The organism is Cohnella candidum, assembly GCF_003713065.1.
Lineage (GTDB): Bacteria > Bacillota > Bacilli > Paenibacillales > Paenibacillaceae > Cohnella > Cohnella candidum.
Genome location: NZ_CP033433.1, coordinates 3485087 through 3510003, shown reverse-complemented (window position 1 = coordinate 3510003; position 24917 = coordinate 3485087). Strand labels below are relative to the sequence as shown.

The following is a 24917-nucleotide window of genomic DNA, read 5'->3' as shown; positions in this document are numbered from 1 at the left end:
CTATAATGAAAGTGCTTACAAAAAAGGTTGGAGAGGGGTTTCGGCACAGTGGCAAAAAATAAATGGTGGTCGATCGGCCTGGCGCTCGCTCTCACAGGGTCGTTAATCGCAGGTTGTTCCAAAGCGACGGACAAAACGGAGAGCAAGCCGAGCGATTCGGCTAGCGCACCCGCATCGGCGTCCGCATCCGCATCCGCGGAGCAATCCCAGAAACCGCTGGATAAAGTGACGTTCACTTACTTCAACGGCGTCGCGGGGAAAAAAGACAGGAACACGAACGAGACTACGATAGGCAAGGCGTTGGAAGACCAGACCGGCGTGAATTTCAAAATGGAATTCCTCGTCGGCGACCTGAACACCAAAATCGGAACGTTCATCGCCTCCAACGAGTATCCCGACGTGCTGGTGCCGGACGCGGCCATCGATAAAGTCATCGACGCCGGCGGCTTCATCGACCTTGCGCCATATATCGAGAAGTATCCGAATCTCAAACGCGTTTACGGTCCCTATTTGAAACAAATGACCTCTTCCGACGGCAAAATCTACATCCTGCCTTTCTCCACGGTCGTCGGCGACTTCGTTCCGGACCCGAACATCAACCAAGGCGCGTTCTGGGTACAGCGCCGCGTCCTGAAGGAAGCGGGTTACCCGAAAATCAAAACGCTCGACGAATACTTCAAGCTGGTCGAAGATTACGTCAACAAGCATAAAGACGAAAATCTGACGGGCTTCCTGACGCTGACGCACGACTGGAGATTTTTCGCGACCTCCAACCCGCCGATGCATCTGCAGGGATATCCGAACGACGGCAACGTCATCGTCGACATGAACACGCACGAAGCGAAGACGTATGCAGGTACCGACGCTACGAAACAATGGCTGCAGAAGCTGAACGAACTGAACGCGAAGGGCTTGTTCGACAAAGCTTCCTTCGTCGACAACTACGACCAATATATCGCCAAGCTCGCCTCCCATAAAGTCGTCGGATTTTTCGATTACGGCTGGCAGATCAACAACGCGCAGCTTAACCTGCAGGACGCGGCGAAGAAAGATCCTGCCCAGGACGATTTCGTGTACTTCCCGCTGCCGGTCACTTTCGACGGAGGCAAGGACCAGTACCTCGATCCGCCGGGCTTCGTCAAAAACCGCGGTCTGGGCGTCACCGTCAGCGCGAAGGATCCGGACCGCATCATGGCTTTCTTCGATACGCTGCTGAAAGAAGATAACCAGATCATGAAAAGCTGGGGCATCAAGGGCGAAACGTACGAAGTCGACGACAAAGGCCGTTTCTACCGCACGAAGGAAGAAATCACTAAAATCGATGAAGCGTTCCGCGAGCAATTCGGTTTCAAATACTTCGATTGGGATTGGCCGATGTACAACACGAACTCCACGCTCGCGGACGGCAACGCGCTGGCGCCGGCCCTGCAGCCTGAAGTGTTCCAAATGAACTTGACCGACAAAGACAAGGAAATCCTCGGCAAGTACGGCGTGCAGACGTATTCCGAAATGTTCTCGCCTCCGGATCCCCGCCCGTGGTACCCGGCATGGGGCATTCCGAAGGAACAAGGTTCGCCGCAGCAAATCTGGGAAACGAAGAAAGACGAGGTCACCAAGAAGTACTTCCCGAAAATCGTGCTGGCGAGCCCGGACAAATTCGAGTCCGAATGGCAAGCGTACCTGAAAGAGTTCGGCAAACTGGATACCGCCGGTTACGAGAAGTGGTATACGGAACAAATCAAGGGTATTCTTGATTCCCTGAAATAAGGATCCCTGAATAGGAGGCGAAAGGCCGGCCCACATGCCATGCGCATACTGCCGGCCTTTCCTTCATACGGATTCGGCCCTACAAGGAGCGAAGGATATGGAGAATCTGATGACACCGAAGAGTCACGCCGGCACGCCGCTGCCGAACAATCCGAGACGGCTCCGCCTCTTCTTCAAAAGACTGTTTCAGCAAAGAGCGCTTGTTCTGATGTCGTTTCCCTTCCTGATCTGGCTGTTCATTTTCAAGTACGTCCCGATCTGGGGTTGGACTATCGCGTTTCAGGACTTCAAGCCGGCCAAGAAGATTTTCGACCAGAAGTGGGTAGGCTGGAAGCACTTCGAGGCTTTGTTCAAGGAAGATGCTTTCTTTCGGGTGCTGAGGAATACGCTCGCCATGAGCGGGATCAACCTGGTGCTGGGCTTCGTAACGGCCATCTTGCTGGCCATCATGCTGAACGAGCTGCGCCATGCCTTTTTCAAACGGCTCGTGCAGACGATCAGTTACATGCCGCATTTTATTTCGTGGGTCGTCGCGGCCAGCATCATTTCGACCGTCCTGTCTTCGGACGGCGGCATCATCAACGAATTGCTGATGGCGCTCGGATTGATCAAGGAGCCGATTTTATGGCTGGGTGTCGGCCACTATTTCTGGGGCATTCTCGGAGCATCCGAGGTGTGGAAGAACGTCGGCTGGAATACGATCGTCTACCTCGCGGCCATGACGATGATCGATCCGTCGCAATACGAAGCGGCGGAAATGGACGGAGCCGGCCGGTTTAAGCGGATTTGGCACATCACGCTGCCGGGACTCAAGCCCGTCATCATCATCCTGCTCATCATGAACGTCGGCAACATTCTGGAAACCGGCTTCGAGCCCCAGTACTTGCTGGGCAACGGAATGAATTTGGACTATTCGGAGAACCTCGACCTATTCGTCCTCCGTTACGGGATATCCATGGGGAATTTCTCGCTGGCTGCTGCCGCGGGCATTTTCAAGACCGTGGTGAGCTTCATTCTGTTGTTCTCGGCTAACGGCATCGCCAAACGGTTCGGCGAAGCCAGGCTGTTTTAAGGAGGGAGCACATCATGGAAAAAACGCAAAAGCTGTACGGCCGGTTCCGTTCTCCGGGAGACCGCATTTTCGATACGGTCAACGCGATTTTATTGCTCCTGTTGGTCGTCGTCACTTTATATCCGTTCGTCAACATGCTGGCGGTTTCCGTGAACGATGCCAACGATTCGATCAAGGGCGGCATTTATTTATGGCCGAGAGTGTTCAGTTGGAGCAATTACGCTTATGTATTCCGGGAAGCGACGATCTTCCACGCCGCTTGGATTTCCATCCTGCGGACCGTCATCGGCACCGTGATTACCGTTTTCTGCTCGGCCATGGTCGCCTATACGATCAGCCGGCAGGATTTCGTGCTCCGCAAATTCGTCTCCATCGCTTTCGTGCTCACGATGTACTTCAACGGAGGACTCATTCCGAACTACCTGCTCATCCGGGAGCTCGGCATGCTGAATAACTTCTGGGTTTACATCATTCCGGGCATCATCGGCGTGTTCAACCTGATCATTATCCGTTCGTTCATTGAAGGATTGCCCGAAAGCATCTTGGAATCGTCCAGGATTGACGGAGCGGGGGAATTCACGACGTTCATCAAAATCGTGCTGCCGCTCACGGTGCCGGTGCTCGCGACCGTCGCCTTGTTTACGGCCGTCTGGCAATGGAACTCCTGGTTCGACGTTTTCCTGTACAATTCCAGGGAACTTAACCTGAGCACGCTGCAATATGAACTCATGAAGATTCTCCAGAACTCCAATGCATCCACGTCGGCGACCGACGGCTTCGCTACGTCCCAGAACGGGGGCAATTTCGTGACGCCGACCTCGATCAGGGCCACGATGACCATCGTCGCCAGCTTGCCGATCATCATCGTGTATCCGTTCTTGCAAAAATACTTCGTCAAAGGCATGACGCTCGGCGGGGTGAAAGGTTAAATCTAAACTTTTCAAAGGAAAAGTTAAATATTTTCGGTTTCCCGACGGCAGTCGAACCGTTACAATTGAAAAGAAAGCGATTACAAGCACTCCCGGCGAGGAGATGAGCCGTACATGAGATCAGTCATTCTCATCGACGACGAAGTGTTTGCCCGCAAAGGGCTGTGCAGCCTCATTCCCTGGAATGACCATGGCTATCAAATCGTGGGCGAGGCTTCCGACGGGGAAGAAGGGCTCGAACTGATCGAGCGGCTGCAACCGGATTTGGTCATTACGGATATCCGAATGCCCGTCGTGGACGGGTTGGAGTTGATCCGCAGCGCGAAAGAAAAGAACCTGACGCGCTCCAAATTCATCCTGATTACCGGATACAACGACTTCTCATATGCTCAGCAAGCTCTCCGCTTCGAAGTGGACGATCTCCTGCTCAAACCGATCGATGAAGACGAGCTGACGGAGACGCTGCGCCGCGTTTCCTCGAAATGGGAGAAAGCGGCCGTGCCGGCGGAAAACGAGAACCGTCGCGCGCTCCTGCTGGAGCGGCTCTTGCAAGGCAAGGCGGAAGAATCGACGGCCCAAGAAGCTGCCCGCCTGTTCGGCTTCACGCGGGACGCCGAGTTTCGGTATGTCATCGTGGAAAGGAACGACGCCTCTTCCGAGACCGAGGAAGAGGCGGCTTTGGCATTGGAAGGCTGGAAACGCTCGGCCGCGGATTTCCTGGCGGCATTAGGCCAAGGGGATCCGCCGATGCCGTTTCAGACCCATAATCCCTACGCATTCGGGTTTCTCGCGGATTCAGGGCGGCTGCGCGCATATGCGGGATCTTGGGAGAGATTCGCCGAAGGGCTCGTACGTCACGTGTCCAAAGCCGCTGCGGATTCCTCCGCCGTTCCCCGGGTATATCTGGGCCATTCCGTACGTTCCGCGAAGGATGCGGCCATGTCTTACCGGAGCGTCTTCGAATCGCTGCCCCATAAATTCGCTTTGGCGGATCAAACCGTGATTTTCTCGGAAAAGACGGGTTCGATGCCCTTGCAATATCGCGACCTGGATCCGAAATGGACGGACGTTTTCATGGAGAGCCTGGAAGAGCACGACGTGAACGCCGCCCATGAAGCGGTGTCCCATATGTTCGCGGAATTTCGGGACTTGCGGTTTGCGCCGGAATCCATACATGCGTGCATCTCGCGTTTTGCGCTCGGAGTCGCCGAAACCATCGGGAAAATGGAGGGAAATGAAGCGGAAGTCGAGTCTTTGCTCGGCGTTTTGCATTGGAACAAGCGCCCGATGACCTTGTCCGGGCTGAGGCGGGTATTCGAGGACTTCGTCCGGGACGGCTCCGATTATATGGCCTCCCTTCGCAAGGATAAAGCGAAAGGCGGCATTTCCAAAGTAAAGCTGTACATCGAGACGCACTTCCGGGAAAATATCAGCTTGAAGAGCATCGCGAAGCAGTTTTACATGAACCCCGTTTATTTGGGCCAGCTGTTCAGAAAAACGTACAACGTTTACTTTAACGATTACCTGCTGAACATCCGGATCCAGGAGGCCAAACGCCTGCTGCGGCAAACCGACTGCAAGGTATACGAAGTCGCGGCCAAGGTCGGTTTCAGCAACCCGGATTACTTCGTCACGCAATTCGAGAAAGTCGAACGGAAAACGCCCATGGAGTATAAAAATTCGCTCATTGCCCGTTCCTAAACCTTCTTGCGGCGGTGTCCCATGGTTCGAAGCTTAAACGACATCCGGCTGCGGGATAAAATGCTGCTCGTGTTCGTGCTTGCGGTATTCATTCCCGTCGTGCTGACGAACGTGATTTTCTACCAGATCACGACGAACAACGTGAAAAACCAGAAACTTTCGGACATCAACAGGGCCCTCGACCAGATCCGCAATAACATTTTGGATCAGATCGACGCGAGCGTTGGAATTTCGTCCGTCTTATATAACGATGCCGTGCTGATGGAGTACCTCGACAAGGAGTACGATTCTCCCGCCGACTACGTGGATAACTACCATACGTACATTCTCCATGTGCTCGAGAAATACAGCCCGGTCTACCAAGTCATCCAGTCCGTGACCCTCTACTCCGACAACCCCACTCTCTTGTTCGGCGGACGGGTGCTGCAAATCACGGACGAGGTCCGAAAGCAGGCGTGGTACCGTAAATTAACGGAGAACGCATCCACGCTGCCGATCATCGAATGGAACCATCCGGATTTCCCCGGCCTGACGCCGAACGCGATCAGCGTCATCCGCAGCATGAATGATCCCGGCGGATTCAACCAAACGGAGAAGTTTTTGAAGATCGACCTTCATCCCGAGAAAATCGCGGACTCCCTGCGCAACGTGACCTTGGAGGGACAAGTGTATTTGATCGAGGGGGACCGGATCCTGCTTTCGACCGACCCGGACAGGGCTTCGGCCGAACCCGTCCCTTTCGTTGCGCCGTCCCGATCGAACGGATCGATCGTGCTGGAGAAAGACTTCGGGAACGTATCCTACCTGAAGGGTTGGAAAATCGTCGGAGAGTTCGATGAGCGCAAAGTGTTGGAAGAGGTACGGAAATCCAGGGAGTTCGTGATCTATATGGCGATTCCCAATATCGTCGTTCCGACCATCATCATCATCTGGTTCACGCGCTCGCTGAACAACCGGATCATCCGCATTTTGAAGCATATGAAACGGGTGAAGAACCATTCGTTCGAGCCGATCAACGATAAGCCGTCCGCCGACGAGATCGGGCAGCTGACCGGCGAATTCAACCGCATGACGCTGCAGATCAAATCCCTGATCCAAGACGTCTATCTCGCGGACATCCAGAAGAAGGAGCTTCAGCTCAGCCGCAACCAATCGCAGCTGCACGCCCTGCAAAGCCAGATTAACCCCCATTTCCTGTTCAATTCGCTGGAGACGATCCGGATGCGAAGCTTGATGAAGCAGGAGACCGAAACGGCCAAGATGATCCACAACATGGCGAAGATTTTCCGGAAGTCGCTGACGTGGGGCAAGGATTGGATCACGGTGAAAGACGAGCTGGATCTCGTCGAGTGTTTCCTGGAAATCCAGAAGTACCGTTTCGGCGATAAGTTGAATTACGAAATTCGGGCGGACGACGAAGTGCTGAAGGCGATGATTCCCAAAATGTCGCTTCAGCCGCTGGTCGAGAATGCGAGCATCCACGGCATCGAGCCGCTGAAGGAATCCGGGAAGATCATCGTGGAAATCCGCAAGGTTCCCGGCGGAATCGTGTATATCGTACAGGATAACGGAGTCGGCATTCCGGCGGAGAAGCTCGAACAGCTGCTCAGGGCGTTGGACAACGAAGAGGAAGCCTACGACCGCGTCGGGATCCGCAACGTGTTCCTGCGCCTTAAAGGTTATTACGGAGACCGCGTCGATTACCGGGTGCAAAGCACGGAAGGCGAAGGAACGGAAATCGTGATTTTCGTCGAGGATGAGCCGGCAGAAGATGAATCTGCATAGGAAGGCATGAAAGCCCCGATGATCTTGGGATCACCGGGGCTTTCATGCGATTAATGGCCTGCGGTGAGTATTTCATGCCGCTGTTGCAAGCGAGTTCCCCGCTTATGCATTGACAAAATTTTATAATGTGTTTAGAATTTATCCATTTTTTATAAATATCCGATCGGTAGGATGGAGAGGAGCTTTTATGAAAAATGGGGGAGCAAAATGAAATTCGCTTACGCGGCGTTGATTTTGTTGATTTGCTTGGCGAGCGAGCTGAGGATTCCCTCCGCCAGCGTGGTGCCCCGGGAGGCGGCGGGCTCCGAATTTTCGGCGGAGCGGGCATACGATCACCTGAAAGTGTTCGCGGTGCAGCCGAGGGTGCCCGGAACGGCCAATCACAATGAAGCCGCGAATTACATCGCCGAGACGATCAGAAGAATGGGCATTCCGGTATCCTTCGAAACGTCGACCGTGGATTTCCGGGTCCGAAAGCTGCCCATCCGCAACATCGTCGCCGAGCTGCCGGGCACGCAGCCGGGAAAGCCGATTCTCATGACCGCCCACTACGACTCCGTGGAGGAAGGGCCGGGCGCGAACGACGATGCCGCTAGCGTCGCCGTGCTGCTGGAGACGCTGCGCGTCCTAAAGCAGGAAGCTCCCCTGCGGAACACGGTCGTCGTGCTGCTCACGGACGGGGAAGAATCCGGGCTGTTCGGCGCGAAAGCCTATATGAATCGTCATGCTGCGGACGACATCGGTTTCGTGCTGAACCTGGAAGCACGGGGCTCCTCAGGTCCGATGCTGCTTTTCCAGACGAGTGGAGAAAACGGTCAAGCGATCCGGTTGCTCCGGGAAAACGCAGATCATCCCTATGCCTTCTCGTTTTTCCAGGACGTGTTCAAGATCTTGCCGAACGATACGGATTTCACGGTATTCAAAAACGCGGGCGTGCCCGGGCTGAACTTCGCCTACGCGGAAGGCGCGGGCGTGTATCATACCGCGAACGACGATCTCGGCCATGTCAGCCTTCCGACGGTGCAGCATAGCGGAGAGACGGCTTTAGCGATGGCCAAAACACTGGGTAATGTGGACCTATCCTCGTTGAACGGCCAAGGAAATGATGCGTTCTTTAACTTGTTCGGCAATGCGCTCGTGACGTACCCCGCGGCATGGAATCCCGTGTTGACCGCGATCTCCCTGGGGCTGTTCGCATGGGCGGTTTACTTGGGATGGAAAAGAAGAGAGCTGCGGCCGAGGAATGGGGTAAAATGGGCGTTGTTCACGATCGTAGTGATTCTGCTGCTAGCCGTCTTCGGGACGTTTTGGAGCATCGGTTATTCGCTTCTGGAGTTCCAGGGCTTCACTTGGCCGTTCTTCGTTTATGTCGGCATCGTCGCGATCCTCAGCGGTCTCATCGTTTGGGGACTTAGGAAAATCAAGGCGGTCTCTTGGTTGAACATGCTGCTGAATGGCATGCGGATCGAGGACGCCGCAGTCGGTGCAATGCTTTTGATGGCGTTGCTTGCTCTCCTTACGACTTTCGGCATGCCGGGCAGCCATTACCTCACGGCGATCCCGTTGTCGTTAAGCGCCGTCAGCCTAGGGGGCAGCGTTCGGCTGCGCCGATCCCCGCGGGCGATCACTTTTCTTCAAATGGTGACCGTCATCCCCCTCATTCTCGTGCTCTATCCGTTCTTCCGGCTGATGGCCATCGGGGTCGGGATCGCGGGAATCCATTATCTGCTGATCCTCCTGCTGCTGTTCGTGCCGCTAGCCATGCCGCTTGCGCGCAAACGTTAACTATATTTGGGGATGCGCCCGCTTTATAATGGTGTAGAAGTCATGTTCGGGAAAGCCGAGGCATGTTTTCGAAGGAGGAGATTCGCGCATGAGCGGAGATAAAGCCCTGCCCATCCTTAGCCTGAAGGCGTTGAACCGGGCTTCGCTCGCCAGACAAATGCTGTTGAGCCGGGTCCGGCTGCCTTCGCTCGAAGCCATCGAGCGGCTTGCCGGCCTGCAAGCTCAGGCGCCGAACCCCCCTTATTACGCGCTATGGTCCCGTTTGGAGGGCTTTCGTCAAGAAGAATTATCCCGGCTCATTCAGGATAAAAAGGCCGTTCGGATCGCCTTGATGCGCGCGACGCTCCACCTGGTGTCCTCCCGGGATTGCTTCTCTTTGCGATCGTGGGTGCAGCCCGCCTTGGACCGAAGCTTGAACGGAGCTTTCGGCACGCTTCTTGGGGAAGTAGACCGGCAGGCACTGGCATTAGAGGCACGAGCGGAGATTCAAGAGGAGCCGCTGACGCTCCGCGAGCTCGGCAAGAGGCTGGGAAAGCGATGGACCCGCAGCGACCCGGAAGCCCTCGCCGCGGCAGCCAGAAACCTGGTGCCGCTCGTTCAGGTGCCGCCGCGGGGCTTATGGGGCGTGAGCGGACAAGCCGTGCATACGACCGCGGAAGCTTGGCTGGGCCCGCTATTCTCCTCGTCAATGGGGGAGGAGGAAATCATTCTCCGGTACCTGTACGCTTTCGGCCCGGCGTCCGTCAAGGACATACAGGCATGGTCGGGGCTTACCCGTTTGAACGAAACCGTCGGGAAGCTGCGGGCCAAACTTATCTCCTTCCGCGACGAAAGAGACGTCGAATTGTTCGATTTGCCGGACGCTCCGAGACCGGATCCGGAAACGCACGCCCCGCCAAGATTCCTGGGAGAATTCGATAACCTGCTCCTGTCCTACGCGGATCGCAGCCGGCTGATCGGGGAGGAAGACCGAGCGCGGGTATTCACCAGGAACGGCATCGTCCGGTCCACCATCCTCGTGGACGGTTTCGTCTCCGGCACGTGGAAAATCACGCGCGATAAAAGTACGGCCGTTTTAAGCATAGAACCCTTCCAATCTCTATCCGGTGAGGCTCGAAGCGAGCTGACCTTGGAGGGGGAACGATTACTCGGCTTTGCCGCAGCGGACGCTTCCAAGCTTGATATCGTGTTCGAATCGCACAGCGAAGAGTAAGCTCCGAGTCCAGCGCAAAGCTGGCCCCTTCACCGCTTTCTTGTATAATGAAAATAACAAGATGCTTTCCAAGCATGGAACAAAGGAGAGCCTATGTCGACGATCAATGACGTAGCGGAGAAGGCGGGAGTCTCCGTGACGACGGTGTCCCGGGTCCTAAACAACCGCGGTTACATCAGCGAGAAAACCCGGGAAAAAGTTTACCGCACGATGGAAGAACTGAATTACCAGCCGAACGAGATCGCCCGGTCTCTGCTTCGCAAGCAATCGAATATCATCGGCCTCATCATTCCGGACATTTCCCACCCCTTCTTCGGCGAGTTCGCCAATGCCGCGGAGTATTACGCCTACCAGAACGGGTGCAAGCTTTTACTATGCAATTCGCAGCTGGATCCGGCCAAGGAACGGGAGTATATCGAGATGATGAAACGCCACCGGGTGGACGGCATCATCATGGGCAGCCACACGCTTGACGTCGAGGTGTATCGCAATCTCCCCTATCCCGTCGTGACGCTGGACCGCCAAATCGAAGGCATTCCTTTTGTCGCATCGGACAATGAACGCGGCGGAGAACTCGCGGCTCAGCTCCTGATCGACAAGGGTTGCCGGAAACTCGCGCATATTTGCGGCAACCTGCAGTTGGACTTGCTCGCAAACCGGCGGACGTCCGGGTTCGAACGGGTCGCTTCCGAGAACGGCGCAACGTTTATGACCCTTCAGACGAACATGGACGTTTTCGACCAGCAAGAGTACGAGCGGATCATATCCGGCCTTTTGACGGAGCACCCGGATATCGACGGTGTTTTCGCGACCAGCGACATTATCGCCGCCTTCGTGATCAAATGGTGCCGCAAGCTCGGCAAACAGGTGCCCGGCCAGGTGAGGATCGTCGGGTACGACGACGTCCGGATGGCTTCGTGGGCTACCCCCGGAATCACCACGGTCAAGCAGCCGATCCGGGAGATGGGCAGACTGGCGGTCGAGTTGATCCGCAAACAAATGGACGAGGAAGACTTCAGCATGGAAAATTTACTCCCGGTCACATTGGTAGAGAGAGAGACGACGTAACGCAGCAGGCAAGCCCGCGATTTTCGCGGGCTTTTTTCTATGAAAAAAAACCGTGAATTTACATATGTCAAACGATTGACATGTCAAACGATTGTCATATATAATCGGAATCGTTGAAAGCGATTACCAAAAACGCATTTGGAGGGGTTCTGTTTGAAAAAGACATTCGCTTCGCTCCTGATCGCATCGCTGGCTTTTGGCTTGGCCGCATGCGGCGGCTCCAAAACGGCTGAGTCGCCGGACGCGTCCTCCGCGGCGCCGAGCAGCTCGGCGAGCAGCAGCGCGTCAGCCAGTCCGGACCAGGAAAAAGTGAAAATCATCATCACGAACGGCAAAGGTGAAATCGCTTCCCAATGGACGCAGGCCGCCAAGGACTTCATGGCCGCGAACCCGAACATCGAAGTCGTGGCGCAGTCCCAAGCGGTCGGCGACACGCTCAGCATTCTCGATAAGCTGACGGCCTCCGGTGAAGTCGTCACCGTAGCCATGCTGGAACCGAGTGCCGTACTAAACAAATACAAAGACTTCGGCATCGATTTGTCCGGCGAGAAGTGGAACGAAGAAACGAAAGACGGCTTCAAGAACGAGCAAGGCCAAGTCGTCGGCTTCCCGTTCGCGATCGAAGGCTTCGGACTCGTCTATAACAAGAAAGTGGTCGAGAAAGCGGTGGGCGGCACGTTCGACCCGTTCTCCATCAACACCCGCGACAAATTGAAAGAGCTGCTTGACAAAATCAAGGCTTCCGGCGTGAAATACCCGGTCGCCTACCAGACGGAAGCCTGGTCGGTGAGCAACCATTACAGCACGCAATTCCTGAACCAGGTCGCCGACGGCAGCACGATCGTCTCGCAGCTGAAGGAAGGCAAATTCGACCTGGCCGGCAACGCGGCTTGGAACGGTTATTACGACACGATGGACCTGCTGGCTTCCAAGGATTACAACAAATACGGCGAGCGTCCGCTGGGCCAGTACTACGACGACGCTCACCTGTCGGTCGGCAAAGGCGAATCCGCGATGCTGTTCAACGGCAACTGGGCGTTCGACTCCCTGAAAGCCGTCGCCGGCGACTCCTTCGGCTTCATTCCGGTACCGAACGACAACAACCCGGACAACCCGCTGAACAACAAAATCGTGGCCGGCCCGACGCAAATCCTGGCCATCAACAAAAACGCGACTCCGGCGCAGCAAGAAGCGGGCAAGAAGTTCTTGAACTGGCTCGTCTACGATAAAGCCGGCCAAGACTTCCTGGTGAACAAATCCCAAATCATCTCGGCCTTCAAGAACAACCCGAACAAGGTCACGAACCCGCTCGGAGCCGCGATTGCCGACGCTATCGCGCAAGGCAAAACGATGCCGTTCAGCACGAACTACGTCGTCGCCGACGACTGGTTCAAAATCATCGGCCCGGATGTCCAGAAATACATCGTCAAGAAAGAATCCCGCGCGGATCTGGCGAAAGCCATCCAAACGTATTGCACGAGCAAGAAATAACGGCGTCGCAGGTTCCATGGATCAGATAGGCGAGTTCACGCTCGCCTATCTGATCGTTCATTTCGTGCAAGGGGTGGCGAGAGAGAATGATCGCAGAAAAAAGCAAGGTCAAACGGTTAGGCAACCAGTTGTTTTTCACCGGCCCCACCCTGATCGCGTTCGCGATTGCCGTATTGATTCCGTTCGCGTACGGCTATTACCTGACATTGATGCACATGACGTCGCCCGTGAGTCCGCTGGAGTTCTCGGGGATCGACAACTATAAGACGGCTTTCCAGGATAAGGACCTGTGGGCGTCGCTGTGGTTGACCGTCAAATACGTCGGCGCCACGATCGTGCTCGTCAACGCGATCGGTTTCATCTTGGCTTATCTGGTCACTTCCGGCCTCCGAAGCCAAAACTTTTTCCGTACCGCGCTGTTCACGCCGAACCTCATCGGCGGCTTGGTCCTCGGCTATATCTGGCAATTCATTTTCGTCCAATCCCTGCCTATGATCGGGGAGAAATTCGGCATCGAGGCGCTGCGTCTAGGTTGGCTGGGCGATGAGCACCAAGCCTTCTGGGCCCTCGTCATCGTGACGATCTGGCAATCGGCGGGTTACATGATGATCATTTTCATCGCCGGACTGATCAGCGTGCCGAAAGACATCATCGAAGCGTCTACCATCGATGGCGCCAATGCGTTCCAGCGGCTCACCAGAATGACCTTGCCCCTGATGGTGCCTTCGTTCGTCGTCACGATTTTCCTGACTTTGAAAAACGCCTTCATGGTTTACGATATCAACTTCTCCCTCACGGGAGGAGGCCCGTTCAACAGCACGCAGATGGTATCCATGCACGTCGTGCAGAAAGCGTTCCTGGAGACGAACTACGGCGTCGGTCAGGCGGAAGCGATCGTTCTGTTCGTCATCGTGGCCGTCGTGACGGGATTGCAGGTTTATTTCAGCAAGAAGATGGAGGTGGAAGCGTAATGGCGGCACGCAGGTGGACTTCTTTGACGCTGACTTACCTTTTGCTGATCGTGGCGTTCGTGTCGTTTACGTTCCCGTTCTTCCTCCTTATCGTGAATTCTTTCAAAACCAACGGAGACATCCTCGAGAATCCGTTCTCGCTGCCGAGGCATTGGGATTTCAGCCATTTCGGCGACGTCATCGAGAAAATGAACTTCCTCGTGACGTTCAAAAACACGTTCGTGATCTCCGCGCTCAGCGTCGCGTTCATCCTGCTGTTCAGCGCGATGGCGGCGTACTATATCGTCAGGAACGCGACCCGGTTCAATAAAACGTTTTTCGCGGTTCTCGTCGCTTCCATGATCATTCCGTTCCAATCGATCATGATTCCGCTCATTTACATTTACGGAGCCAAGCTGAATTGGATCAAAACGATGCCGATGGGGCTGCTGATCGTCCTCTATATCGGTTTCGGCAGCGCGTTTTCCGTCTTCATCTACCACGGCTTCATCAAGTCCATCCCGCTCGAATTGGAGGAAGCGTCGCTCATCGACGGATGCACCCGCAGGCAGACGTTTTTCAAAATCGTCCTGCCGATGCTCGCGCCGACCTCCTCCACGATCGCGATCCTGAACGTGCTGTGGATCTGGAACGACTATTTGCTTCCGTCGCTCGTGCTGAACGACGAGGCGCATTTCACGATGCCGATCAAAATGAAGGTTTTCAACGGCACGTACATGAACAACTGGGAGCTGCTGATCCCGGCGATCCTCATGACGGTGCTGCCGATTCTCGTCGTCTATTTGTTCGGCCAGCGGTACATCATCAAGGGCGTCATGCAAGGGGCGATCAAATAAGTTGAAGCATCAGGAACTCGCGCGCAAAGCAACGCATTGGGTGGCCGCTCACCGCGAACGGGCGGCGGACGATTACTGGAAACTGCGGTACCATGTGACGCCGCCGATGCATTGGATGAACGATCCGAACGGTTTTTGTTTTTACAGGGGGGAATACCATCTTTTTTATCAGTACCACCCTTATTCGGCTTATTGGGACGATATCCATTGGGGACATGTCAAAAGCGCCGATCTCGTTTTTTGGACCGAAATGCCGATCGCGCTGGCGCCTTCCGAGGATTATGACCGGGACGGTTGTTTCTCGGGAAGCGCCATCGAGAAAGACGGGCTGCTGTTCCTGATGTATACGGGCAACCGTTGGACGGGCGGCAACCGGGATACCGACCTGGAGCAAGCCCAGTGCTTGGCGATCAGCGCAGACGGAATCCGTTTTGACAAGTGGTCAGAAAATCCGGTGATCCGCAAGGCGCCCGACGGCGATATCCATCCGTACCATTTCCGCGATCCCAAGGTTTGGCGTCACGGCGACCAATTTTACTGCGTCCTCGGATCCCGAACGCGCGAGCATGTTGGACAACTGTTGCTGTACGTCTCGGCCGATCTCATGAATTGGGAATTCATCGGCATTCCCGCCCAAGGGTCGGACCCGGATCGGGACGGCTACATGTGGGAATGCCCGGACTTGTTCCGTCTGGACGGCCAAGACGTGCTCGTGATGTCACCTCAAGGCGTGAAACCGACGGGAGACAAGTTCCTGAACTTGCACCAAGCCGGCTATATGCTTGGCGAACTGGATTACGCGTCCGGGAAATTCCAACACGGGCCGTTCGAGATGCTCGATTACGGATTCGATTTTTACGCGCCGCAGACAATGGAGGACGGGCAAGGCCGCCGAATCATGATGGCTTGGATGGCAATGTGGGAAAGTTCGATGCCGGAGCGGGACCGCCACTGGGCGGGCGCCATGACGCTGCCGCGGCAACTGTCGCTGGAAGAAGGGCAAATCCGCTGCAGGCCGATCCCGGAGCTTGAGAAGCTTCGTGGCGGCCTTACGGCATACGACGATATCGAAGTATCGGGAGATGTGCGGCTGGACGGGGTTTTCGGTGACGGCTACGAGTTGGAATTGCTGATCGACGCGTCGGGGGCGGCGGTAGCCGGCGTCGCGCTTCGGGTGGACGAGGTCGCCGGCGAAGAGACGGTTATCTCGTTCCGTCCTTCGGAACAAACGGTCACGCTCAATCGCGAAAAATCGGGAAGCGGCCCGGGAGGCATACGGAAAGCGCCGGTACGATCGGAGGACGGACTGCTGCAGCTTCGGCTGTTCGTGGACCGGTCTTCCGTGGAAGCGTTCCTGCAAGACGGAGAGAAAACGATGACGGCGAGAATATACCCGGGCGAACGCTCGACCGGGATCCGGTTTTTCGCCGAAGGAACCATGAAGATCGTCCGATTGCGCAAATGGGATTTACAACGAAGCGTAGGAGCGGCGGAAGGAGTCGTGCACGGTGAATAGGGCATGGTGGAAAGAAGCTGTGGTATACCAGATCTACCCCCGAAGCTTCATGGACAGCAACGGGGACGGAATCGGAGATCTGCAAGGCATCGTCTCCAAGCTGGATTATTTGAAGGAATTCGGCATCGACGTCATTTGGATCTGCCCGACGTACAAATCGCCGAACGACGATAACGGATACGACATTTCCGACTATCAGGACATCATGGACGAATTCGGCACGATGGGAGACTTCGATCGGCTGCTGGAAGAAGTGCATGCCCGGGGCATGAAGCTCATTTTGGACTTAGTCATCAACCATACGTCGGACGAGCATCCCTGGTTCATCGAATCGCGGTCGGGCAAGGACAGCGGGAAACGCGATTATTACATTTGGAGCGACCCGAAGGACGGCGCGGAACCGAACAACTGGGAGAGCATCTTCGGCGGTCCTGCTTGGGAATTGGACGAAGCGAGCGGGCAGTACTACATGCACATTTTCTCCCGCAAGCAGCCGGACCTGAATTGGGAAAATCCGAAGGTGCGCCAAGAGCTTTACGACATGGTCAACTGGTGGCTCGACAAAGGCATCGACGGGTTCCGGGTGGACGCGATTTCCCACATCAAGAAAGTGCCGGGTTTTCCGGACCTCCCGAATCCTGAAGGACGGAAGCTCGTTCCTTCGTTCGACGGTCACATGAACCGCGAAGGCATCCACGTTTTTCTTGACGAACTGAAACGCGAAACGCTGTCCCGGTATGACGTCATGACGGTCGGCGAAGCCAACGGCGTCAGCGTGGAGGATACGGAGGACGTCGATCTCTGGGTAGGAGAAGAAAACGGCAAGTTCAATATGATCTTCCAGTTCGAACACTTGAAGCTTTGGAACACGGGAGAGGGCGGACGGCCGGACCTGCCGGCTTTCAAAAAGACGCTCACCCGTTGGCAAAAGGGCTTGGAGGGCCGAGGCTGGAACGCTTTGTTCATGGAGAACCATGACCTTCCCCGCTCGGTATCCATCTGGGGCGACGAAGGCGCATACCGCGTACAGTCCGCCAAGGCGCTCGCCACGATGTACTTCCTGATGCACGGAACGCCGTATATTTATCAAGGGCAGGAAATCGGCATGACGAACGTGCGGTTCGACTCCATTGAGGACTACAACGACGTCGCCATCCGCAACCTGTATCGGATCGAGTCCGAGAACGGCAAAAGCCACGAGGAGATCATGAAGGGCATCTGGTCCCACGGAAGGGACAACTCCCGAACGCCCATGCAGTGGAATGATGGCCCGAATGCCGGTTTTACCGAGGGCAAGCCGTGGCTCAAAACCAATCCGAACTACCGGGCGATCAACGTCGCACAGGACATCGACGACCCTGATTCGATCTATCACCATTACAGGCGGCTTATCCGCCTGCGCAAGCAGCTTGCCGTCGCCGTTTACGGCACTTACGATCTGCTGCTGCCGGAGCATGAGAGCGTATATGCTTATACGAGAACGTTGGGCGATGACTTGCTGCTGGTCGCGGTTAATCTATCCGAAGCGGCGGCGACCGTTAACCTGCCTAAAGATTTACGGCTTGAAACGTCGGAGCTGCTGCTCGCGAGCGACGCGGGTGCCAGCCCTGACGCCGCGACGGAAATGATGACTTTAAAGCCGTTCGAGTCGAGAGTATACTTAATAGAGCGATGAATCGGCGGAAGGTTCGAGCGGCCGGCGCCTTCGGCGTCGGCTTTTCATCGTATTTCGACGGGGGGAAGGGAATACATATGCGCATCGGCGCGATCGAAGCAGGGGGCACCAAATTCGTGTGCGGCATCGGCGACGAGGAAGGGCGGATCCTGGACCGGATCAGCTTTCCGACGGAAAGGCCGGAGCCGACGCTGGGCAAAGTGATCGACTATTTCCGGGATAAAGGCGTAGAGGCGATCGGGATCGGGACGTTCGGACCGATCAACATCGACCCGGCCAGCCCGATGTACGGGCACGTAACGACGACGCCGAAACCGGGCTGGACGGGTTACGATTTCCTCGGAACGTTGAAAAAGGAATTCGACGTTCCGTTCGGCTGGGACACGGACGTGAACGCCGCGGCGTACGGCGAGGCGAAGTGGGGAGCGGCGAAAGGGCTGGACAGCTGCGCCTATTTCACGATCGGCACCGGCATCGGCGTCGGCGTCTATGCGGAAGGTAAGCTCGTCCACGGCCTTGTGCACCCGGAGGGCGGCCACATTCCGGTCAAGCGTCACCCGGACGATACGTTCGAGGGTTTCTGCCCTTACCACAAGGACTGCTTGGAGGGCGTAGCGGCGGGCCCGGCAATTGAGCGGAGATGGGGCGTTAAAGGCAGCGAACTGGGCGCGGACCATCCGGCATGGGCGATGGAAGCCTACTATATCGGACAAGCCGTGGCGACGGCCGTTCTCATGCTGTCTCCGAAGAAGATCATTCTCGGCGGCGGCGTCATGAAACAGGAGCACCTGCTTCCGATGATTCGGGAAGAAGCGAAACGCTATCTGAACGGATACGTGCGCGATGAGAGGGTCCTGGCGGGAATGGACGAATACGTCGTCGCTCCGGGGCTCGGCGAAATCGCCGGCCTTTATGGGGCGCTGGCGCTCGGCCTCGCCGCAGCGGGACGCGCGTAAGGAATCGGAATTCATAAAGAAAGTCCCGGCGAGGCGATCGCCGGGACTTGCCATTTTCGCGGAAAACGGTCCCCCTCTCCTAATTCTCGGTGTTCTCTTCCTCTTTCTTGGGTGCGTTTTGAAGCTTCCGCAGGTAATCGTCCAGTTGGTCGAACCTTTGCATCCAAAGACGGCGGTACGATTCCAGCCACTCGTCCATTTCCCGGAAAGGTTCGGGCTTCAGCCTGTAGATTCGCCGGTTCGCGATCGCTTGGACTTCGACGATTCCGGCTTCGCTCAGCACCTTCAGATGCTTGGAAGCCTGAGGCTGGCCCAGCCCCAATCGAACGGTGATTTCTCCTACGGACAGGGGACCGTCTCGTAACAGCTCGACGATGTGCAGGCGGTTAGGTTCGGCAAGAGCGGTAAGTGTCGAGTTCATATTCTTAATATATCCAATTGGGAATATTCCAGTCAATGCAATCAAAGCGGAATCATGTTGCGATTCTTTGAACATGGATGGGGAGCGGAACGTCCGATTGGATGGAGACGGACGGGCTCTCCCGTTTTAAAATAAAGGCAAAACGAAAAGGAGGGGTCGACAGTGGGAACTACCGGCACGATCATTCTCATCGTCTGCGTCATGGCCGTCGCCTTGATCGCGACGTTCTGGGTCGGCTTTTCCAAAGAAAACAAAGAAGAGAACGCGGCCTATGACGCCAAACCGTTGGCGAAATGGAAGAGGCTGCTTTGGATTTACGCGGCCACGCTCGTCGCTGTAGTGGCCGTCTTTTTTCTCTTGCTGCGGAAGTAAGCTACAGGCTACAGGGTCTCCAGGGCATGGGCGAACGCTTCGATGCCTGGGCCGATTTGATGCAGTCCCGGTTTGGCATAGCTGAGCCGGACGAATCCCGGCTCGGAGCCGAACACGCTTCCCGGCAAGAATAGAATGCCCCGCTTGATTCCTTCCTCCACGAGCTTGCCTCCGTCCGGCTCCCGATCGATTTTGCACCATAGATTGAGGCCGCCTTCCGGGAGATGGAACGAGACCCGGCGTCCGAGATGGCGATGAAGCGCATCGGCCATCTTTTGCTGCTTTTCCCGAAGGGAATGCTGCAGACGCCGAAGGTGATCTCCGAATTCTTCCGACTGGAGCAGCCGCTCGGCCAGCCACTGGGAGACGACGCTCAAGCCGAAATCCATCTGCTGCCGGGCATCGGTCAGACGGCCGATGACGGTTCGGGGAGCGATCATCCAACCGATCCGAAGGCCGGAAGCGGCGATTTTCGAGAGCGAGCCGATATAGAGAACGATGCCTTCCCGATCCGACGCCTTTAGCGGCAGAGGCGGTTCTCCGCCGAACGAGGTCAAGCTGAAGGGGTCGTCTTCGACGATCGGGATCCTGAGCCGGGCGGCCGTCCGGAGCAGCCGTTCCCGCTTCTCCGCGCTCATGACCGACCCGGTTGGATTCTGATAATTCGGATTCACGAAGATCATGCGGATCTGATGTTCCCGGTACAGCCGCTCGATATCCTCCGGCTCGATCCCGTCCGGGTATACCGGCAACGGCAAGACGCGGAGTCCGGCCGATCGGAACATCGGCAGGGAGCGGCAGTACGACGGATCCTCCACGGCCACGGCGTCGCCGGGCGAGAGAAGGCACCGGGTAATCAAAAACAGGGATTGCTGCGAGCCGGACGTGATCAACACGGACGATTCCGTCGCGGAAATGCCGAGACGGCGGAGCAGGGTGGCGACGAGCGTTTTTCTCAGCGGCCCGAAGCCCTGGGGATCGTCGTACCCGAGGTGCTCCGAGAACCGCTGTCCCTGCAGGAGATCCGCGACCGCCTCATTGGGAAACAGGTCGGCCGACAATTCCCCGTTCGCCATGTCGATCACGTTGTCGCCGTTCCGGGCAACCTCACGTATCCTCCGCATGAGCGGAAGATTGGGAAGGATGGTTCCGCCTTCCGTGTATTTTCTCCAGTTCGGAGCCGCGTCCCAACCCGAACGCGCCACCCGGGTTCCGCTGCCCACGCTGCTTTCCACCCATCCCGAAGCGCGCAGCTCTTCATACGCCTGCACGACCGTGCTCCGGTTGACGCCCAGCCGTTCCGCCAGCTTTCTCTCGGAAGGAAGCAGGCTGCCGGGCGGCCACTCCCCGTAAGCGATCCCTTGTTCGAGGTACTCGTAAATTTGCCGGTACAACGGTTTGCCCGCCGTTCGATCCGGTTTCCACATCGCTGCCGATCCTCCGTCCTTCATTCCCGCCAACGCCGATGTCAGTGCCATTTTACAACAGTATCCGCTCTTCGAACCGAAAAATCAAAAAACCGCCGAAGCATCGGCGGTTTGTACGTTTACGGATCAACCTTGGTTGGCCAGGTTGTCGGCGGTCATCGCGATTTGTTCGAACGCCTTGTTCAGCTCGGCCAGGCTGCCGGCTTGCGAGTCGGTGTTCCGGCTGATCGATTGGACCAGCTTGCCGAACCGGTCGGTCGAGGACTGGATCGATTTCAGCAGTTCCCGGATTTGCCCGGATGTCTCTTTGGACACGTCGGCCATTTTACGAATTTCCTGCGCGACCACGGAAAAGCCCTTGCCGGCTTCACCGGCCCTTGCGGCCTCAATGGCGGCGTTCAGCCCGAGCAGGTTGGACTGGTTGGCGATTTCCTGGACGAATTCCAGTGCTTTGTGGACTTGCTTGATATCCTCGGCCATCGAATGAGAGACCGCGGCGAAACCTTTCACTTCTTCCGACAGATCCTTCGACCCTTCGGTGATTTGGACGGTCATCGCGGTCATTTCCTCCACGACGGCGGACAAATGGGTCGCTTCTTCGCGCAGTTTGCTCACCGTTTCGTTCGTCGTGATCGCGGCGATGACGCCGACGGCTGTCTTTCCGTCCTCGTCGAAAATCGGCACGGCCTTCGAATAATACGGAAAGCCGAACGCCTCCGGCCCTCTTTCTTCTTTGACGGGAAGCCCCGTCATCAGCGCCTTGTACGACACGCTGTCCTTGAAACGGTCGATCGTCATTCCTTTAATTTTGAAGTGGATTTTCTCCGATGGCAGCGATTCCAGCACCGTTTCGGTATCGGCGAGCAGCAACGCGGCTCCTTCGAAAAACAGCTCCTGAATCGTACCCAAGTGGCGATGATACAGCTCTAGTCTAGGATGCATGGCGGGAATCTCCTTCGCTCTGGTTGTCGACGTTTTACCGCTGTTGCTTTACATTCGATGGACGGCGGGGATTTCCTGCGGGAAGGCGCGCAAATTGCGGCGTTACCCCCATTTTTTGCGCGCCGGAAACGGCGGGATTGCGGTATGATGTTATCAAACAATCCCCTCCGAGGAGCAGGATAGGATGAACGAAGCGGAAGCGCAAACGACAACCTCTCTTCAACCCGGCATCGGGCAAGAAGAGCGATTCCGGATCATCGCCGAAAATAGTTTGGACGCGATCATTTTGGTGGATAACGACGGCATCGTCCGGTTCGTGTCGCCCTCCATCGAAAGCCTGATCGGATTTTACACTTCGGATTACGAGGGAATCGATGCGTTCGACGTCATTCACCCGGACGACCAAGAACGGGTCCGGCAGTGTCATCGGGACGTCGTGCGAACGAAAGAATCCGTCGATTTGGAGTACCGTGTCCTTCACACGAAAGGGCACACCGTTTACATAGAATCCAGGGTAAAAGCCGTGCTCGACTGCGCCGGCGAGGTTCAGTACGTCGTCGCCATCGCCCGGGACATCACGAAACGCAAAGCAACGGAGAGGGCCCTGGAGGAAAGCGAGCAAAGATACAAATCCCTGTTCGAAAATAATCTGGCCGGCGTTTTCTCGATCGATTTGGCATTGAATTTCGTCAACGCGAACAGAGCCTTCGAGGACATCTCCGGCATCGAGATGGCTACGCTGACGGACCGGTGCTTTATGGGGCTGATTTGGGACGAAGACCATCCCTCGGTTTACCAGGTGTTGTTCGAAGTCATGCAGCAGAAAGAGCCGCGGGACTTCGATTGCCGGATTTACAAGGGCCGGCACGGCGAGAAAATCGTTAACATCACGATGGTGCCGATCATCCTGGGCGGCCAACTGACGGGCGTACACGGCCTCGTGCGCGATATTACGGAGCGGAAGCGGGAAGAGCAGGAGCTCATTCACAGCGAGGAAAGATACAGGTCCCTTCAACAAAGCCTCAATCGTTTCTCCAGCGACCTGGCGAACGTCATGAAGGTCGCCGATCTGGAGAAACGGCTGCTGGACGAGGTGAGGGACGTCCTGCAGGTCACCGAGGCATCCATCGAAGAGCGGCCTCGGGGGCAAGAGCCTGCCGATCGGGATCCGCTCGACCACTGGGTGAAAATCGGGCAGAAGGAGCATCCGGTTTATTTGCGAATCGCGCTGAAGCAGCCGATTTCGGGCATCGAAGCGCAATGGCTGGAAACGGCGATGCATTACGTGACCATCCTGTACGACAACCTGCTGGTGATCGAGGATTTGATCCGGCAAGTCGAAGAAATGGTGGAGAAGAACGAAACGCCCAAGTGGATGCTTCGCCTGCTTTTCAAGCTATCGGAGAAAGAACGGTTCGCGCTCTCGAGCGACCTGCACGATTCGGTGCTGCAGGATTTGATCATCTGGTACCGTAAGCTGGAGTCGCTTCGGTCCGGCAACGGGTTCGACGAACCCGTACGAAGCGAGCTTGTCCGCATCGAAGAGGGATTGCTGGACGCGATCCATCAGATTCGCATCACCTGCAACGAATTACGGCCGCCTTTCCTGCTGAAAATGGGGCTCGTCGAATCGGTCAAAAGCCTGCTGACCTATGCCCGGATGTTCGCGAACTACGAAATCGGCTTTACGGCAGACGGGTTCGACAGTGCGCTCGGCGAAGAACAGATTCTCGGCGTGTATCGGATCGTGCAGGAACTGCTGAACAACGCCTCCAAGCACTCTGAAGCAACCCGGGTGGACATGAATCTGTCGTCGGACGGCGGCCGCGTCTATTTTTCTTATTCGGACGACGGAGTCGGAATCGACTTGACGACGCTGTCGGGATCCTTCCAGCACATGGGCATCTCCGGCATGGAAAAGCGCGTGCTGAGCTTGGGCGGCGAAATGAAGCTGAGGTCTTCTCCGAAAGCCGGGTTCCACGTTCAGATCTCGATTCCCGAAAATACGGACTTTAAAGGTGATACGTATGGACATTTTGTTGGTTGACGACCACCGTTCCGTGGTCGAAGGGACGAAGCTGTTGATCGAATCCGAGCCGGACATGAACGTGAAGATCGAGACCGACGTGTACTTGGTGCCGGACTTGATCAAGCTTCATAAGTTCGACGTGATCTTATTCGATTTATACATGCCGAACATCAATGGGGCCGACCTGGCGAAAAAGGTGCTCGAAATCGTGCCCGATGCGGTCATTTTGATCTATTCCGGTTTCGAGATCGCTCCGCACTTCAATCTGCTGATGGAGTCCGGCGTGTCCGGCTTCATCGCGAAAACGTCGACGAGGGATCAGCTCATCCAAGCGATCCGCTTCGCGGCAAGGAAAGAGGCGATCATCCCGATGCAGCTGCTGAAGCAGCTGAGGAGGCAGGAAATCGTCGTGTCCGGGGGAGCCGATCAAGAGAAAGTGACGATCACGAACGAAGAGGAAAAGCTGCTCCGGGAACTCGCGAAAGGCAAGAGCAACAAGGAGATCGCCAAAACGCTCATGATCAGCCAGCGGTCCCTGGAATACGGCCTGACGGACATTTTCCAGAAGCTGCACGCGGGTTCGCGGGTCGAAGCCATCAAGAAAGCCAAAACCCTCGGCATTCTGCCGGCGGAGGATTTATATTGATGTTAGAGAAAGCCGGCCTCGGGCCGGCTTTTTGTGTGCTTCCCACTAATCAGCTCGTTTCACCGTGCGTCCGCCGAAATAGTGTCCCACGTCCACTAATCAGCTCGCACACTCTACCGCACCCCCGCCCCAATAGCGCGCCACCCGCGCTAAATCGCACACTCTCCTGCACTAACCCCCGCCTCCCGCCCACTTTTTGCGTCGCCCCCGCATTTTTTTGCGCGAGACGGCACTTTGTTTGCGGGCGGGTCGCCATCGTTTGCGCGTTGGGCCGAAACCTTCCGTTATATGATGTCTCCATAAACGCCCGGATCC

20 protein-coding genes are annotated in these 24917 nt (G+C 56.2%); 17 read left to right on the top strand and 3 right to left on the bottom strand.

The window, feature by feature from the left end; all coding sequences use genetic code 11:
- Positions 1-48 precede the first annotated feature (48 nt).
- From EAV92_RS16010 to EAV92_RS15945, 14 genes are all read left to right on the top strand, one after another.
- Complete coding sequence (locus tag EAV92_RS16010) at positions 49-1767, top strand: type 2 periplasmic-binding domain-containing protein (RefSeq protein WP_123042034.1); 1719 nt, start codon at positions 49-51, stop codon at positions 1765-1767.
- A gap of 208 nt (positions 1768-1975) precedes the next feature.
- Positions 1976-2839 carry an ABC transporter permease gene (locus EAV92_RS16005; RefSeq protein WP_241158569.1) on the top strand — a complete coding sequence of 288 codons (864 nt, stop codon included), beginning with the start codon at positions 1976-1978 and terminating at the stop codon, positions 2837-2839.
- A 14-nt stretch (positions 2840-2853) separates the two neighbouring features.
- Complete coding sequence (locus EAV92_RS16000) at positions 2854-3768, top strand: carbohydrate ABC transporter permease (RefSeq protein WP_123042032.1); 915 nt, start codon at positions 2854-2856, stop codon at positions 3766-3768.
- Positions 3769-3882: 114 nt separating this feature from the next.
- Positions 3883-5469 (top strand): response regulator transcription factor, encoded by a 1587-nt coding sequence (locus EAV92_RS15995; RefSeq protein WP_123042031.1) that lies wholly within the window; start codon positions 3883-3885, stop codon positions 5467-5469.
- A gap of 21 nt (positions 5470-5490) precedes the next feature.
- On the top strand, positions 5491-7254 hold the full coding sequence (locus tag EAV92_RS15990) for a cache domain-containing sensor histidine kinase (protein ID WP_123042030.1): 1764 nt from the start codon (positions 5491-5493) through the stop codon (positions 7252-7254).
- Between the two features lie 207 nt (positions 7255-7461).
- Positions 7462-9039, top strand: a complete 1578-nt coding sequence (locus EAV92_RS15985) for a M20/M25/M40 family metallo-hydrolase (RefSeq protein ID WP_164472806.1) — start codon at positions 7462-7464, stop codon at positions 9037-9039.
- An 88-nt stretch (positions 9040-9127) separates the two neighbouring features.
- Complete coding sequence (locus EAV92_RS15980; RefSeq protein ID WP_123042028.1) at positions 9128-10252, top strand: winged helix DNA-binding domain-containing protein; 1125 nt, start codon at positions 9128-9130, stop codon at positions 10250-10252.
- A gap of 93 nt (positions 10253-10345) precedes the next feature.
- Positions 10346-11320 (top strand): LacI family DNA-binding transcriptional regulator, encoded by a 975-nt coding sequence (locus tag EAV92_RS15975; protein ID WP_123042027.1) that lies wholly within the window; start codon positions 10346-10348, stop codon positions 11318-11320.
- Between the two features lie 153 nt (positions 11321-11473).
- Positions 11474-12811, top strand: a complete 1338-nt coding sequence (locus EAV92_RS15970; RefSeq protein ID WP_123042026.1) for an ABC transporter substrate-binding protein — start codon at positions 11474-11476, stop codon at positions 12809-12811.
- Positions 12812-12897: 86 nt separating this feature from the next.
- Complete coding sequence (locus EAV92_RS15965; RefSeq protein ID WP_123042025.1) at positions 12898-13782, top strand: carbohydrate ABC transporter permease; 885 nt, start codon at positions 12898-12900, stop codon at positions 13780-13782.
- Positions 13782-14618, top strand: a complete 837-nt coding sequence (locus EAV92_RS15960; protein ID WP_123042024.1) for a carbohydrate ABC transporter permease — start codon at positions 13782-13784, stop codon at positions 14616-14618. Before EAV92_RS15965 ends, EAV92_RS15960 begins: the two co-directional genes overlap by 1 nt.
- Before the next feature lies 1 nt (position 14619).
- Positions 14620-16134, top strand: a complete 1515-nt coding sequence (locus EAV92_RS15955; protein WP_206424227.1) for a glycoside hydrolase family 32 protein — start codon at positions 14620-14622, stop codon at positions 16132-16134.
- Complete coding sequence (locus EAV92_RS15950) at positions 16127-17809, top strand: glycoside hydrolase family 13 protein (protein WP_123042023.1); 1683 nt, start codon at positions 16127-16129, stop codon at positions 17807-17809. The genes EAV92_RS15955 and EAV92_RS15950 overlap by 8 nt, the downstream gene beginning before the upstream one ends.
- A 77-nt stretch (positions 17810-17886) precedes the next feature.
- Positions 17887-18765 (top strand): ROK family protein, encoded by an 879-nt coding sequence (locus EAV92_RS15945; protein WP_123042022.1) that lies wholly within the window; start codon positions 17887-17889, stop codon positions 18763-18765.
- 79 nt (positions 18766-18844) lie between these two features.
- Here EAV92_RS15945 and EAV92_RS15940 read toward each other — a convergent pair whose 3' ends face one another.
- Entirely contained in the window at positions 18845-19186 is a 342-nt protein-coding gene (locus tag EAV92_RS15940; protein ID WP_123042021.1) for an ArsR/SmtB family transcription factor, read from the bottom strand.
- A gap of 162 nt (positions 19187-19348) precedes the next feature.
- Here EAV92_RS15940 and EAV92_RS15935 point away from each other — a divergent pair, with 162 nt between their 5' ends.
- Complete coding sequence (locus EAV92_RS15935; RefSeq protein ID WP_123042020.1) at positions 19349-19558, top strand: hypothetical protein; 210 nt, start codon at positions 19349-19351, stop codon at positions 19556-19558.
- A gap of 8 nt (positions 19559-19566) precedes the next feature.
- Here EAV92_RS15935 and EAV92_RS15930 read toward each other — a convergent pair whose 3' ends face one another.
- A complete protein-coding gene (locus EAV92_RS15930) occupies positions 19567-20985 on the bottom strand; it encodes an aminotransferase-like domain-containing protein (RefSeq protein ID WP_123042019.1) in 1419 nt (472 codons plus the stop codon).
- A gap of 126 nt (positions 20986-21111) precedes the next feature.
- A complete protein-coding gene (locus EAV92_RS25055; protein WP_123042018.1) occupies positions 21112-21927 on the bottom strand; it encodes a methyl-accepting chemotaxis protein in 816 nt (271 codons plus the stop codon).
- Between the two features lie 184 nt (positions 21928-22111).
- Here EAV92_RS25055 and EAV92_RS15920 point away from each other — a divergent pair, with 184 nt between their 5' ends.
- Complete coding sequence (locus tag EAV92_RS15920; protein WP_123042017.1) at positions 22112-23974, top strand: PAS domain-containing sensor histidine kinase; 1863 nt, start codon at positions 22112-22114, stop codon at positions 23972-23974.
- The gene (locus tag EAV92_RS15915) at positions 23955-24602 is read left to right on the top strand and encodes a response regulator transcription factor (RefSeq protein ID WP_123042016.1); all 648 of its coding nucleotides are present in this window, start codon (positions 23955-23957) and stop codon (positions 24600-24602) included. Before EAV92_RS15920 ends, EAV92_RS15915 begins: the two co-directional genes overlap by 20 nt.
- The last annotated feature ends 315 nt before the right edge of the window (positions 24603-24917 follow it).